The sequence below is a fragment of the Mesorhizobium sp. WSM4848 genome, assembly GCF_055811375.1.
The window spans coordinates 24888-38842 of sequence record NZ_JBVVPX010000042.1; the positions used below are offsets into that span (position 1 = coordinate 24888).

At 59.6% G+C, this 13955-nt stretch carries 11 protein-coding genes; 6 read left to right on the forward strand and 5 right to left on the reverse strand.

Annotated features, from left to right (window positions below; genetic code table 11):
- Positions 1-56: 56 nt before the first annotated feature.
- The 3 genes from AC0L16_RS28745 (at position 57) to AC0L16_RS28755 (ending at position 4091) form a co-directional block, all read left to right on the forward strand.
- The gene (locus tag AC0L16_RS28745; RefSeq protein ID WP_473624753.1) at positions 57-1607 is read left to right on the forward strand and encodes a trimethylamine methyltransferase family protein; all 1551 of its coding nucleotides are present in this window, start codon (positions 57-59) and stop codon (positions 1605-1607) included.
- A gap of 43 nt (positions 1608-1650) precedes the next feature.
- On the forward strand, positions 1651-3300 hold the full coding sequence (locus tag AC0L16_RS28750; RefSeq protein WP_473624754.1) for an ABC transporter substrate-binding protein: 1650 nt from the start codon (positions 1651-1653) through the stop codon (positions 3298-3300).
- A gap of 95 nt (positions 3301-3395) precedes the next feature.
- Entirely contained in the window at positions 3396-4091 is a 696-nt protein-coding gene (locus AC0L16_RS28755) for a corrinoid protein (RefSeq protein ID WP_473624755.1), read from the forward strand.
- Here the strand turns inward: AC0L16_RS28755 and AC0L16_RS28760 are convergent.
- The 3 genes from AC0L16_RS28760 to AC0L16_RS28770 are packed head-to-tail and all read right to left on the reverse strand — an operon-like array spanning position 4086 to position 7551.
- On the reverse strand, positions 4086-6071 hold the full coding sequence (locus AC0L16_RS28760) for an oxidoreductase (protein WP_473624757.1): 1986 nt from the start codon (positions 6069-6071) through the stop codon (positions 4086-4088). The genes AC0L16_RS28755 and AC0L16_RS28760 overlap by 6 nt on opposite strands.
- 40 nt (positions 6072-6111) lie before the next feature.
- Positions 6112-6906 (reverse strand): pyrroline-5-carboxylate reductase family protein, encoded by a 795-nt coding sequence (locus AC0L16_RS28765; RefSeq protein ID WP_473624758.1) that lies wholly within the window; start codon positions 6904-6906, stop codon positions 6112-6114.
- Positions 6907-6921: 15 nt separating this feature from the next.
- Positions 6922-7551 (reverse strand): TetR/AcrR family transcriptional regulator, encoded by a 630-nt coding sequence (locus AC0L16_RS28770; protein WP_473624759.1) that lies wholly within the window; start codon positions 7549-7551, stop codon positions 6922-6924.
- A gap of 148 nt (positions 7552-7699) precedes the next feature.
- Here AC0L16_RS28770 and AC0L16_RS28775 point away from each other — a divergent pair, with 148 nt between their 5' ends.
- The gene (locus AC0L16_RS28775) at positions 7700-9736 is read left to right on the forward strand and encodes an oxidoreductase (RefSeq protein WP_473624761.1); all 2037 of its coding nucleotides are present in this window, start codon (positions 7700-7702) and stop codon (positions 9734-9736) included.
- Positions 9737-9781: 45 nt separating this feature from the next.
- Positions 9782-10384 carry a dimethylsulfoniopropionate lyase gene (locus AC0L16_RS28780; protein ID WP_473624762.1) on the forward strand — a complete coding sequence of 201 codons (603 nt, stop codon included), beginning with the start codon at positions 9782-9784 and terminating at the stop codon, positions 10382-10384.
- A gap of 125 nt (positions 10385-10509) precedes the next feature.
- Here the strand turns inward: AC0L16_RS28780 and AC0L16_RS28785 are convergent, their stop codons facing one another.
- Both AC0L16_RS28785 and AC0L16_RS28790 read right to left on the reverse strand, forming a co-directional pair.
- Positions 10510-11628 (reverse strand): FAD-binding oxidoreductase, encoded by a 1119-nt coding sequence (locus tag AC0L16_RS28785; RefSeq protein ID WP_473624763.1) that lies wholly within the window; start codon positions 11626-11628, stop codon positions 10510-10512.
- Entirely contained in the window at positions 11576-12814 is a 1239-nt protein-coding gene (locus AC0L16_RS28790) for an aromatic ring-hydroxylating oxygenase subunit alpha (RefSeq protein WP_473624765.1), read from the reverse strand. The genes AC0L16_RS28785 and AC0L16_RS28790 overlap by 53 nt, the downstream gene beginning before the upstream one ends.
- 152 nt (positions 12815-12966) lie before the next feature.
- Here AC0L16_RS28790 and AC0L16_RS28795 point away from each other — a divergent pair, with 152 nt between their 5' ends.
- A complete protein-coding gene (locus AC0L16_RS28795; protein ID WP_473624793.1) occupies positions 12967-13845 on the forward strand; it encodes a LysR substrate-binding domain-containing protein in 879 nt (292 codons plus the stop codon).
- Positions 13846-13955 lie beyond the last annotated feature (110 nt).

Below are 13955 nucleotides of genomic sequence, written 5' to 3' on the forward strand. Positions count from 1 at the left end.
GTCACAGCCGTATTTCCTCTCGCTAGGCTGGTCATTATTGGGAGGATGGAACTGCCATGAACGCACCGGCCGCCGAAGTCACCGAACACGCCAGCCGCCGAGGCGGCGGCCGCCTGGGCCGCAAGGCGCTGCGGGGAACTCCGATGGCGTCGTTTCCGACCCTGGTCCGTAAGATCCCGGTCTATCAGATGGTGCCGGACGAGGCGGTGGAACTGATCCACCAGGAGTCGCTCTCCATCCTCGAAGAGGTGGGCTGCGAGTTCCGCGACGACGAGGCCATAGCACTGTGGCAGGCCGCCGGAGCCGATGTCTCTGAGACGCGCGTCCGCATTGACCGCGCGCTGTTGATGGAGCTGGTCTCGAAGGTCCCGCCGGAGTTCACGCTCAATGCGCGCAACCCCGAGCGCTCGGTCCGCGTCGGCGGCAAGAATTCCATCTTCGTGCCGATGTATGGCGCGCCTTACGTGCGCGACCTCGACAACGTCAGGCGCTATGGCACGCTCGCCGACCTTCAGAATTTTCATAAGCTCGCTTACATGGCGCCGGCGCTGCATTCGTCGAGCTCGATCATCTGCGAGCCGATGGAAATTGCGGTGCCGAAGCGTCACCTCCACATCATTCATTCGGCGCTGAAGCATTCCGACAAGCCGTTCATGGGCATCGTGACATCAAAGGATCGCGCCGAAGACACGATGGCGATGGCGGGCATCGTGTTCGGCGAGGATTTTGTCCGCGACAACCCTGTGTTGGTCGCGATCACCAATTGCAACTCGCCGCTGGTATGGGACGCCACCATGCTGGACGCGATGAAGGTCTATGCGCGTCACAACCAGCCGTTGATCCTGGCGCCGTTCGCGCTGTGCGGCGCCTCGACTTCGGCCTCGGCGGTGGGAGCGGTGGCGCAGGTCAATGCCGAAGCGCTGGCGGGCGTCGCGTTCACCCAACTGCTGCGTCCCGGTTCGCCGCAGATCTACGGACAATTCATGGTCACGGTCGACATGAAGACCGGCGCGCCGATGGGTGGCACGCCCGAGGCCGCCCAGATGATGTATCTGATGGGAGCACTGGCGCGGAAATACCGGCTGCCATGGCGCACCTCGGGCTTCCATGTCGGGTCGAAACTGAACGACGCCCAGGCGGGCTACGAGGCGAACATGCTGATGCATGCCGCCATCCTTGCCGGCGCCAACTACATCTGGCACTCCGCCGGATGGCTCGAGGCCGGCCTGACCTGCGGCTATTCAAAATTCGCGACGGACTGCGAACAGCTTGTCGGCTGGTACAAATATGCCGGCGGGCTGCCGTTCGACGATTTCAAGGAAGCGATGGCGGCGATCCGCGAGGTCGGGCCGCAGGGCCATTTCCTCGGCACCCAGCACACGCTCGAGCATTTCCAGTCCGCCTTCTTCATGCCCAGCATCATGGACTTCAATTCGTACGAACAGTGGAAGGCTGAAGGGGCAAAGGACCACGACACGCGCGGCCGCGAGAAAGCGCGCAACATGCTCGCGGATTATGAGGAGCCGAAGCTCGATGAGGGCATCGCCGATGGTCTCAAAGATTTGATCGCGCTGCGCGAGGAGAAGCTGCCGGACAGCGTTAGTTAATCCAACGGGCGAAGACCCAAAGGGAACCATAAGGGAGGAAATAATGGCACTCTTCAGAAACAACGGTGATCGTGTCCCCAGCGTTATCGAGGCGATGGCTGAAGAAGCCCGCTCAGGCCGGATGGACCGGCGCGAGTTTCTGGCGCTGGCAAGCGCGTTCGGCGCCTCGACGGCTTTCGCTTATGGCATGATCGGCCTCGCCGCACCGACAAGAGCCCTGGCCGATGAACCGAAAAAGGGCGGAACGCTGCACGTCGCGATGTCGGTCAAGGCGCAGAAGGATCCGCGCACCTATGACTGGACCGAGATGGCAAACGTCACCCGGACTTGGCTGGAGCCGCTCGTCCGCTATACGCACCAGTTCACGTTCGAGCCGGTCCTGCTCGAAAGCTGGGACGTCAATGACGACGCCACCGAATACACACTGCATCTGCGCAAAGGCATCACCTGGAACAATGGCGATGCCTTCAACGCCGATGACGTGGTCTCCAATCTGAACCGCTGGTGCGAGAAGGGTGCTTCCGGCAATTCAATGGCCGCGCGCGTCGGTGCGCTGATCGACGCAAAAACCGGCAAGGCCAGGGATGGCGCCATCACCAAGGTCGACGACCACACGGTCAAGCTGAAGCTGCCCGAACCCGACATCGCGATCATACCGGGCTTCACCGACTATCCGGCTCTGGTCGTGCATCGCGACTTCGACAAGGATGGCGCCGACCCGATCAAGAAGCCAATCGGTACCGGGCCCTTCGAATTGGTGTCCTATGAGGTAGGTACGAAGGCGGTCGTCAAGCGGCGCGAGAACGGCAAGTGGTGGGGCGGTGAAGCGCCTCTCGATAGCGTCGAATTCATCGACTACGGAACTGACTTCAATGCCACGCTGAATGCCTTCGAATCCGGCGAGATCGACCTCGATTTCGAAACGCCGGCCGACTTCATCGATGCCCTTGATCAGATGGACCTGGTGAAGTCGGAGGTTGCGACGGCGACCACGCTCGTTGCCCGCACCAACATCACCCACAAGCCCTATGACGACCAGCGAGTGCGCAATGCGCTGCAGATGGCTGTCGACAACAATGCCGTCATGCAGCTCGGCTACGCCGGGCTCGGCACCGTCGGCGAGAACCACCACGTCGCCCCGATCCATCCCGAATACTATCCGCTGCCCAAGAAGACACGCGATGCCGCCGCCGCCAAGAAGCTGATGGCGGATGCCGGGCAGGCCGACTTCGAGCACGAGCTGATCACCGTCGAGGACGAATGGCAGAAGAACACCGGCGATGCGATCGCCGGCCAATTGCGCGATGCCGGCATCAAGGTGAAGCGTACGGTGCTGCCGGGCTCGACCTTCTGGAATGACTGGACGAAGTATCCGTACTCGATGACCATCTGGTACATGCGGCCGCTGGGCGTCCAGGTGCTGGCGCTCGGCTATCGCTCGGGCGAGGCCTGGAACGAAACGGCCTATGCCAACCCGGATTTCGACGCCAAGCTGAAACAGGCGCTCTCGCTGGCTGATCCTGCCAAGCGCAAGGAGGTGATGAAAGACGTGGAGCAGATCCTGCAGGATTCCGGCGTCATCATCCAGCCGTTCTGGCAGAAGCTCTACTGCCACATGAGCAAGAAGGTGAAGAACTACGGAATGCACCAGACCTACCAAATGGACTTCCAGAACGTCTGGCTGGACGCCTGAGTTAGCTCCCAAGGCTGGCAATGACCCGCCGGCACCCGTTGCAGAAACAGGTGCCGGCGGACCGCAAACCTTTGAAATCAGCGAGTGCGTCAAACATGGCCGACGACGAGATCATCCTTTCCGAGCTTTCCGACGAAGAACTCGTGCAACAGATGCACGACGATCTTTATGACGGGCTGAAGGAAGAGATCGAGGAAGGCACCAACATCCTTCTTGAGCGCGGCTGGGCGCCTTACAAGGTGCTGACCGAGGCACTGGTCGAAGGCATGCGCATCGTCGGCGAGGATTTTCGCGACGGCATTCTGTTCGTGCCGGAAGTGCTGTTGTCGGCCAACGCGATGAAGGCGGGCATGTTCATCCTGCGTCCGTTGCTCGTCGCCACCGGCGCGCCGAAGCAGGGCAAGATGGTGATCGGCACCGTCAAGGGCGACATCCACGACATCGGCAAGAACCTTGTCGGCATGATGATGGAGGGCGCCGGCTTCGACGTCATCGACCTCGGCATCAACAATGCGGTGGAAAAATATCTCGACGCCATCGAACAGCACCAGCCTGACATCATCGGCATGTCGGCGCTGCTGACGACGACCATGCCCTACATGAAGGTCGTCATCGACACGATGAAGGAAAAGGGCATCCGCAACGACTATGTCGTGCTGGTCGGCGGCGCCCCGCTCAACGAGGAATTCGGCAAGGCCGTCGGGGCCGACGCCTATTGCCGCGACGCGGCCGTGGCGGTCGAGACCGCCAAGGACTTCATGAAGCGCAAGCACAACGTTCGCATATCATAGCCGCAAGGCAACTTTCCGTCCTTCGTGGAAGGCGTAGGGCGCCTGGCGCGGAGCGACGGCGTCGCCGACCTCCATGAAAGGCTGGGACGTGCTTTCCAACTCTTTCGCCAGCCAATTCGCTGCTACATTGGTGGTTGCGAGAACAAGGCAATCGCCCGGCACAAAGCTCTCTTCTCGGGTGTTGTGGTCGACGACGGTCACGCCGTCCCCGTGCCATTCCAGCACGCTGACATCCACCAGCCATGTGACGCCAAGCTGGCGCAATGTCCGTCGCAGCGGGAAATCGGCAGCCGTCCGCTGCAACTCCTTACCGACCAACGGATCGGGCGTGAGAATGGTCACTTGGTGGCCTTCCTCGGCAAGTTTCCAGGCTGTGCCGCAGCCGCGCCACCCTCCGCCCTCGTCGAGCAAGAGCACCCGCTTACCTGGTCGCGCGAGGCGGTCCATGACGGATTCGATCGAGAAGACATTGCCCTTCCCGATGCCCGGCAGGCTCGGCATTGCCGGCAGAGCCTTCTGAAATCCGGTTTCGGGAGCCACCGATCCCGTGGCCAGGATGACGGTATCAGCTTGGAAAGAGGCGATTTCCGAAGCCTCGACGTAGGTGTTCAGTCGTACGTCGACATTCAGTTTGCTGAGCTGGCGCTCATACCACCCGAGAAGGTCGAGGATTTGCCCGCGGCGTGGCTGCAGTCCTGCGAGCAGAAAGTTCCCACCCAATCTACTAGAGGCTTCGGCCAGCACCACGTTGTGCCCTCGCTCGGCGGCAACGCGGGCCGTCTCGAGGCCGGCGGGACCGCCGCCGACGACAAGCACCCGTTTCTTGATGGCAGCGGACGTGAACCGGTCACCACCCCATTCAAACTCGCGCCCCGCAGAGGGATTGATAAGGCAGCTGATCCAGTAGTCGCGCGAACGACGGCCCCAGCACATCTGGTTGCAGGATATGCATCCGCGCACATCCTCGGGCCGGTCTGCCGCGGCTTTGCGTGCCAGATGCGGATCGGCGATCTGGCCCCGGACGATCGAGACCAGGTCTGCAGCTTTCTCGCCGAGCACGCTTTCGGCGTTTTCAGGCGTCCTGATATGGCTTTCGGCGACCACGAGGGCCGTCTTGACCACGGCCTTGAGGGTCGTTGCGAGATCAGTGCCAAGCTTCTCCGGATAGAGAAAGGTCGGCATTATCTTGTAGAAATCGAGGTAGCTGCCAGTGCCGCAGGTCACGTAGTCGATCAGCCCCTGCTCATCATGCAGCCGAATGATCTCCGCCAGTTCCTGGCGACTGAGCGCAACTGTGTAATCGGGCTCATCGCTGACCGAGAGGCCAACGATAAAATTCCGGCCGCATGTTTCGCGGATGCGGGTCAGGATCTCGCGCGAAATCCGCGTGCGGTTGTCGAGCGACCCTCCCCACTGGTCTTCACGTTGGTTTGTCCATGGTGTCCAGAACTGATCGACCAGTCCGAGATAAGCAGCCCAGACTTCGACGCCGTCGAAACCGGCTTCCTGGCAGCGGCGCGCCGCCTGAACGAAGCTGTCGATGGTTTCCCAAATCTCACCCTCGGACATGGCGTGGGAACCGTCGCTGTCATGATAGCTTGGCAGGCCCGAGGGCGACCAATGCGCGTGAAATGAGTTGTCCGAATCCCCGTGCGCTCCGACGTGATAGAGCTGCTGGATGGCGATCGCTCCGTGGTCCTTGATCGCGCGCGTGACCTGTTGGAAATGAGGAATGACGCTATCGTCGCCAGGTCGAAAATTGCCGCGTGTCAGGACGGCGGCTTGATGGACGGGCATGGGTTCGACAACAATCATGCCGGCCCCACCGAGCGCTCGCTCGGCATAGTAGGCAACGTGTCGTTCGGTCGGCACGCCATTTTCGGCCATGTTGGCGGTATGAGCCCCGAACACGATCCGGTTTCGGAGCGTGCGGCTGCCTAGCTTTGCAGGTGAAAACAGATGCGGAAAGAGTTTTGACATAATATCACACCAGCGGTCGGAGGAAGGCCCCGTGCGGCAGTCAGGTGGCTTGTCCCATAGTCACGGATTTCTGGAGCGCTGCGGCAAGGCCGTCTGCCACGGCAGATTCAAACCCGGCTGCGCGCATGGCCTCGATCGCTGCCGCGGTGGTGCCGCGGTAGTCGAGGAAGGTCTGGACGATGTCTTTGGGACAGTCTGCCCGAGCCGCGAGGAGCTTTCCGGTTCCAATAAGCACTGCGCTGACGCTCCTTCGGGCGATATCCGGGCTCAATCCTCGGCTGACGGCATCGTCCATCATCGCTGCCGCCAAGAGCGCCGGAAACGCCGGGCCGGATCCAGTCAGGCCCGTCAGATAATCGATATCTGCTTCGCTTTTGACTTCATCGGCAGCGCCACAGGCCTCCAGAATCCGGCGAACGACATTGCGGTCATCGGCGGTGACGCTCTGAGAGCCTATCCAGGGAGTATAGGAATTCCGCACCTCTGCCGCCGCATTCGGAAGCGTGCGGACGACGCGGTCGGTCTTGAGACGTCGAGCCAATTGGTCGAGAGGCACCCCGGCCATGACCGACATGGCGAGCTTGCCGGACGCAGTAATGTCGATGGAAGGCCAATCCTGGGGCCGGACCGAGACGATGATGACATCAGATCGATCCACCAGTTCCTGGTTGTCCCTGGTCCATGTAGCGTTTGGCAGAAAGTCGGGTTGCCCGCTTCTATGAGAGAGCGTGAGGTACTCTGCGGCGACTATTTGCGCATCGATAATGGCCTCGGCGATAGCGCGTCCAAGCCAGCCACCTCCGCCGATTATTCCGATGCTCAAGGGTTCACCCATTGTCGAAACGCTTCCTCAGCCCGCCGAATGGCCGTGTCTGGCGAAGAACCGGTCGAGTTCGCGCTTCCGCGGAGCCTTGCCTGTAAAAATCTCCACGTACCCGGGAATGCGCTTCATGCGGTCTGCGAGATCTTCGCTGGTCTGCATTGAGATGTAGCCGATCTGCACGAGGTAGATGGTGCGCGCTCGAACATCGGCTGAGCCTTCGTCGTAACCAAAGCGGACAAACATCTGGCTCACCGCATCGAGACGCGTCTGGTCGGCTTTCTGCACCTCCGCCAGAATGTCAGGGGATTGAAGCGCCCAGCTTCTGACTGCGAACTCGAACTGGGAATCGAACAAGGATTTGTCGAGCCAGCAGTCGAAAACGTTCAGCATCGCTTCGGCGACCGTCTCGGCATATGCCTCAGCCTGCTTGACGAGGTTGCCGGTGTTCTTGTCCCGCCAACGGGTCACGAGGGCAGCCAACAGTTCTTCTCTATCCTTGAAGAACCAATAGAAGCTGGTGCGCGACAGGCCCAATTTCTTGGCCAGTGGCGATATTCTCACAGTGTCGACGCCGGATTCAAGAAGCAGGTCGTAGGCGGCTTCAAGCCACCCCTCCGGCGATCCGCGCCATCCGCTATCGTTCGAAATTTGCTCCATGAGCGATCAGCCTAACAAAATGTCAAAGTGAAAACCAGCAAAATGTACACCTATGTCGACTCCATCGACTTCTCCGAAGTGAAACTTGACATGCATGTACATTTTCGGCTAGCGTTCGCACCTGCCATCTCAGCCCGGAGTCCGTCAGATGTCGAGCGATCCCCTTCTGCAGCCGTACAAACTCAAGCATTTGACCCTGCGCAATCGCATCATCGTGACCTCCCACGAGCCGGCTTATCCGGAGGACGGGATGCCGAAGGAGCGCTATCTTGCCTACACGGTTGAAAGGGCGAAGGGCGGTGTGGCGATGACGATGACAGCCGGGTCCGCTGCGGTCTCGAAGGACAGCCCCCCGGTTTTCAACAACCTGCTCGCCTACAAGGACGAGATCGTGCCGTGGATCAGGCAGATGACAGATGCGGTGCACGAAGAGGGCGCCGCCATCATGATCCAGTTAACCCATCTTGGACGGCGTACACGCTGGGACAAAGGTGACTGGCTTCCCGTTGTGGCGCCGTCCCATCATCGTGAAGCCTCCCACCGCGCGTTTCCCAAGAAAATTGAAGACTGGGATATCGAGCGCATCATCAAGGACTTTGCGGACGCCGCTGAGCGGATGAAGACGGGCGGGATGGATGGCGTCGAGCTGGAGGCTTACGGCCACCTGCTCGACCAGTTCACGTCTCCTCTCACGAACGAACTTGACGGCCCTTATGGCGGTTCGCTTGATAACCGCATGCGCTTCTGCATGGATGTCTTGAAGGCGATCCGGTCACGGGTCGGCGAGGACTTCATCCTGGGTGTGCGATATACTGCGGATGAACGTCTCCCCGGCGGCACTGGCGTGTCGGAGGGCATGGAAATCTCCAAGCGCCTCAAGGAAAGCGGACTGATCGATTACCTCAACGTAATACGCGGCCACATCGACACCGATGCGGGCCTGACGGACGTCATTCCGATTCAGGGTATGGCGAATGCGCCGCATCTTGATTTTGCCGGCGAGATTCGTGCGGCAACCAACTTCCCAACCTTCCATGCAGCGAAAATACCGGATGTGGCGACAGCGCGCTACGCGATTGCATCGGGTAAGGTCGACATGATCGGCATGACGCGCGCTCACATGACCGACCCTCACATCGTGCGCAAGATCATCGAAAAGCGCGAAGACGAAATCAGGCCCTGCGTGGGCGCAAACTATTGCCTTGACCGTATCTATCAGGGCGGGGCGGCATACTGCATTCACAACGCCGCGACCGGCCGCGAACTGACCATGCCGCACATTGTCGCCAAGGCCGAGACCCGCAAGAAAGTTGTCGTCGTCGGTGCAGGTCCGGCTGGCCTCGAGGCCGCCCGTGTCGCGGGTGAGCGGGGACACGAAGTCGTGGTCTTCGAGGCCGCCAGCGATCCTGGAGGGCAGATCCGCCTGACAGCGCTGAGCCCGCGCCGCAAGGAGATGATGAGCATCATCGATTGGCGCATGGCCCAGTGCGAAAAATACGGAGTGACCATCAAGTTCAATACCTGGGCGGAAGCCGAAACCATCGAGGCAGAGCATCCGGACGTCGTCATCATAGCGACGGGCGGGGTGGCGCACACCGATGTCCTTTCCAAGGGCAACGAGTTCGTGGTGTCGTCATGGGACATCATCTCCGGAGACGCAAAGCCGGGAACCAATGTCCTCATCTTCGACGACGCGGGTGACCACGCGGCACTCCAGGCCGCGGAATTCCTCGCCGGCGCCGGAGCGAAGGTTGAAATCATGACACCGGACCGGTCATTCTCACCCGAGGTCATGGCTATGAACCTCGTGCCCTACATGAGGTCTCTTCAAAAACTCGACGTGACCTTCACCGTTACCTATCGACTTGAGTCTGTTGAAAAGAATGGCAATCAGCTCATTGCAAATGTCGGCAGTGACTACGGCGGTATATCCAAACAGCGCATCGTGGATCAGGTTGTCGTCAATCACGGCACCATTCCGCTGGACGACATCTATTTCGAACTGAAACCGAAATCGACCAATCACGGCGAGATTTCGCAAGATGAGCTCATCGCCGGGCAACCACAGTCGGTGGTGCGGAATGCGCAGGGCCAATTCCAACTCTTTCGTATCGGCGACGCCGTTTCAGCTCGCAACACCCACGCCGCGATCTACGACGCGCTGCGACTGGCGAAAGATATCTAACGTCCGGCAACGGACGATAGCGTCCGCTCACAACAAGGGCTGCAGATGAACAGAAGTGAGGCTCTGCAATATTTTCTAGACAAAGCTTTCGTGGCCTTTGACCAGTTCTCACACGATCTGCGATCGCGCAGATCGATCATCCAGCTCTTCGCCCAATCGGAAGTTCCCGGGCTGGAAAGGACCAAGGCCGGGAGCCGTTTGCCGGTCTGTTCTTATCTTGGCTCGGCGTTGGCAGAAGAGGCGATCCCGTCTACGCTCCGCAACTTGATTGAGCACTTCAAGGCGATCGAGCCGCTGCTCGAATGGCGGCCAAAATCAAACCCCGACCCCTCTGCCAGCAACAACTTCCGCGACGGTCACGCCAATGCGATGATCCTTGGCCCGGGTGGGATCGAGGACAGAAACGATCTGTGGCTCGGAGTCACTTTGATGGCTCCTCAAGTCCGGTATCCCGACCACGATCATCCGCCGGAAGAAACCTACCTCGTGCTCTCGCATGGCGAGTTCAAGCAGGCTGACAAGGATTGGTTTTCGCCCGGCATCGGTGGATCATTATACAATCCGCCAGGCATCAAACACGCAATGAGATCGCTGGATCCGCCGCTGTTCGCTTTCTGGGCGCTGTTGGTGGATCAGACGCATCACTGAGCCTGGTCGGCAGCAATTCTATGGACCCGCTGTTCGTCGATGGCTTCACCGACCTCCGCCTTCGATTAATCGCGCAGTCGCCGCGCATCGAAGATGCGCCTGATTGAAGATCGGTCGAATGCTTTCTAAGCCGCTACCTTCACACGACCGATCGGGCGAGAACAGCAGGCAAGGATATAGCCATCGACAATGTCCTCGTCGGTGATGCCGCCATTGTGCACCATGTGCACCTGCCCTTCGGTCTTGCGGACCTTGCAGGTTCCGCAGATTCCCATCGAGCACCCTGAAGGGATCACAAGACCAGCAGCGCGCGCTGCTGCAAGCACGGTATCAGTCTCGGCGCATTTCGCCGTGACGCCGGACGAGGCGAAGACGATCTCGGCCTGACTTTCTTCGTTCGGCACCACATCGTCTGGAACGTCCTCGGCGTGCTCTGGCTCTGCGGCGAAGCTTTCTTGATGATAGCGGCTCATGTCGTAGCCGAGACCGGCGAGCGCCTCGCGCACGGCCCGCATGAAGGGTTCGGGCCCGCAGCAGAACACCTCGCGATCGAGATAATCCTGCGCCATCAGGCCTAGCATGATCTGGTTGAACATCCCCCGATAGCCGGTCCATGACCGGAAAGGATCGGCCTCTTCGACCACCCATTTCAGATCGATGCCGACGATGCGCGAGGCCATGAGTTCCATCCTGTCGCGCAGAATGATCTCGGACGGACGGCGCGCGCAATTGATGAAAACAATGTCCGGTTCGCGACCGGAATCATAAAGCCAGGTGGTCATTGCCACCATGGGCGTGATGCCAGATCCGGCTGAGATGAAAAGGTATTTCTCGGCCGGGTGATGGACGATTGAGAACCTCCCCGCAGGCCCTGTGGCCCTGATGCGCATTCCCTTGCGCAAATTGTCGAGCATCCACTTGGTGCCAATGGATCCGTCCTGTGCCTTTACGGTGATCGTCAGGGCGGTCGGCCGTGAAGGCGAAGACGAGATCGTAAAGGTACGATAGAGCGGCCCGCCAGGAACGGGCAGTTCCAGCGTGACGAACTGCCCCGGTTCATGGTTGAACAGCGCGCCGGACGGACTCTGAAAGCTGAAGGTCACGACATTCGGCGCTTCCGGAGTACGGGTGACGCATTCCAACTCTTCTGCGTCGGTCCAGAAGGCGAGTTTATTGAATGCGCTCACCGGGTCATTCCGCTGCAACTTGAAGCGGCGCAAGGGCGCGCTCAAGCCAGGCTGCATACCAATCGACAAACTGCGTCACGCCGCTTTCCTGCCCGGGCGAATAGGGGCCAGGGATGTAAGCCGGCGATAAGATTCCCAGCTGGTTGTTTTCGACAATCTCGCGGTCTTCGTCATTGGTAGCTATCCAGACCTCAGTCAGGCGCTTGAGGTCGTAGTCGACGCCTTCGACCGCATCCTTGTGCACAAGCCACGTGGTGGTAACTTCAGTTTCCGTGGGGCTGATCGGCAATACCCGGAAGGTGAGGGAATGGTCTGGTAGGAAATGGTTCCATGTCGTCGGATAATGGAACACCAAGAGCGAGCCCGCGTCGGGCAGCGCAACCCGGCCAAGGTTCTTGGCTACTGCGGCCTTGCCGTCCATCGTATAGCTCAGGGCCTTTTCCTGAAGCGGCATACGCGCCAGACGGTATTGTCCCTCTCCGGCGAGTTGGAACTGCGCCGGCGCGCCGGCGGCCGAGCAACGGTCGAAATGCGCCTGGAGCTTTGCCGACACCCTCCCATCAGCCTGGACGCCAGCGACTTCGGGATCGAGCGGGAAGGAGCGGCACAGCGCCGGATGATTACTGCTGCAATGATAACATTCGCGGTTGTTCTCCCACACCAGCTTCCAATTGGCCTTTTCGATGATAGTGGACGTGAACGCGACCTTGGAATCGTTAAGGTCATGGATTTCGAGATAAGGTCGCGCCAACCTGGCGAACGCATCGAAATCAGGTGGCGAATCGGACAGGCAAATGTAGATCAACCCGTCGAGATTGCGAAGATTGACGGGCTTCAAACCATGTTTTGAGGCATTGAAATCGGGTCCCATGTCATTCGCCCAGATCAGCTTGCCATCGAGCTCATAGGTCCACTGGTGATAGGGACAAACGAGCTTAGCCACCTGGCCTTCGCGCGCCTTGCAGATCAGCGACCCGCGATGACGGCAGGAATTGTGAAAGGCACGGATTTCGCCATCGCGGCCTCGAACGACGATTGCCTCGTAGGCACCAACACGTAGCGTCACATAGCTACCAGCTTTGGCAAGCTGGCACGCCGGGCCTGCGTAGAGCCACTCCTGGTAGAAGATGTGCTCGAGGTCGAGCTGGTAAATCGTCGGCGATGTGTAAAACGGCTGTTCGAGGGCATAGCCCGAGACGCGGCGCGCTAGCATTTCTTGGATGGACGACGGGGCGGCATTCATGCGGAAATTCCATAGAGGGCGTGCATATTTGAAGTGAAATTTTCTTGCTTGAACGCCTTTTGCGCAACAGCAGTAATTTTCAGCACGATTTAGTTCAGCTAATGTCTTGCACGCCGCGAGCCACCCATGAGCCCGGTTCCGAAGAGGCTTTGATGCCAAGACCGTACGATCTCTCCTCGGTGACCGCGCTCATCTGCTTCGAGGCGGCCGCCCGAAATGCGAGTTTCAAGAACGCCGCTCAGGAGTTGAACGTGACACCCGCGGCTATCAGCCACCAAATCAAGGCGCTTGAGGGTGACTTGGGATGCAACCTGTTCCTACGCATGAGCCGCGGCGTCGAATTGACTGAGAAAGGGGCGTTCTTGTTCGTTGCCGTGCAGCGCGGGCTTGAAACGATTTCCGACGCCGTCACTCACATGCGCGATCGCCCGGAAACCGCTGACGTGACCATCCGGACAACGACGGCCGTCAGCTCGCTATGGCTTACACCGAAGATCTCAGCCTTCTGGAAAAGCCATCCCACCGTCACTGTGTCGCAGATCGTCAGCGACGTGCCCGCAACAGCGATCCGCTGTGATCTAAGTATTCAATACGGAGATGCGCAGGAAAGTCCCGAGGAGTGTCACAAACTTTTTCAAGATCGCATTGTCGCGCTTGGAACTCCAAAATTCGCCGCCGAGCACGGCATTGGCCGAGTTGAGGATCTGCTCATGGCGCCTTTGATTCATATGAACAACGAGGAAACCGACTGGACGAACTGGCCGGAGTGGTTTCAAGCGCTTGGACACACCATCCCAAAAGGCCGCAGGTTTAGCGTGAACAACTACATGATTGCCCTCCAAGCTGCTCAGGATGATATCGGGGCGGTCTTGGGGTGGGATGGATTGGTCAAAAGCCTGATGGAACAGGGCCGGCTGGTCACACTTGTACCCGACAACATTCCCTCACCCAGGGCATTTTATCTGAAAATCCATCCCAGGGCAGGTTCGAAAGCGCGGCTTTTTGCGAGTTGGCTCGCCAAAAGCTCTTGAGCAGCTGCTCTCTTGCTCGCTGACTTCCTCGGGCGGCTTCACATCACCGCGCTCGCTATGCCTTGGCCAAGGAAGAATCCAAGGAGCTTGCGCAGCGGGGCAGTAGGATC

Excerpts from the sequence above, each read along its gene's own strand:
- AC0L16_RS28745 (WP_473624753.1), top strand. The coding sequence starts at position 57 with ATGAACGCACCGGCCGCCGAAGTCACCGAACACGCCAGCCGCCGAGGC.
- AC0L16_RS28750 (WP_473624754.1), top strand. The coding sequence starts at position 1,651 with ATGGCACTCTTCAGAAACAACGGTGATCGTGTCCCCAGCGTTATCGAG.
- AC0L16_RS28755 (WP_473624755.1), top strand. The coding sequence starts at position 3,396 with ATGGCCGACGACGAGATCATCCTTTCCGAGCTTTCCGACGAAGAACTC.
- AC0L16_RS28760 (WP_473624757.1), bottom strand. The coding sequence starts at position 6,071 with ATGTCAAAACTCTTTCCGCATCTGTTTTCACCTGCAAAGCTAGGCAGC.
- AC0L16_RS28765 (WP_473624758.1), bottom strand. The coding sequence starts at position 6,906 with ATGGGTGAACCCTTGAGCATCGGAATAATCGGCGGAGGTGGCTGGCTT.
- AC0L16_RS28770 (WP_473624759.1), bottom strand. The coding sequence starts at position 7,551 with ATGGAGCAAATTTCGAACGATAGCGGATGGCGCGGATCGCCGGAGGGG.
- AC0L16_RS28775 (WP_473624761.1), top strand. The coding sequence starts at position 7,700 with ATGTCGAGCGATCCCCTTCTGCAGCCGTACAAACTCAAGCATTTGACC.
- AC0L16_RS28780 (WP_473624762.1), top strand. The coding sequence starts at position 9,782 with ATGAACAGAAGTGAGGCTCTGCAATATTTTCTAGACAAAGCTTTCGTG.
- AC0L16_RS28785 (WP_473624763.1), bottom strand. The coding sequence starts at position 11,628 with ATGCAGCCTGGCTTGAGCGCGCCCTTGCGCCGCTTCAAGTTGCAGCGG.
- AC0L16_RS28790 (WP_473624765.1), bottom strand. The coding sequence starts at position 12,814 with ATGAATGCCGCCCCGTCGTCCATCCAAGAAATGCTAGCGCGCCGCGTC.
- AC0L16_RS28795 (WP_473624793.1), top strand. The coding sequence starts at position 12,967 with ATGCCAAGACCGTACGATCTCTCCTCGGTGACCGCGCTCATCTGCTTC.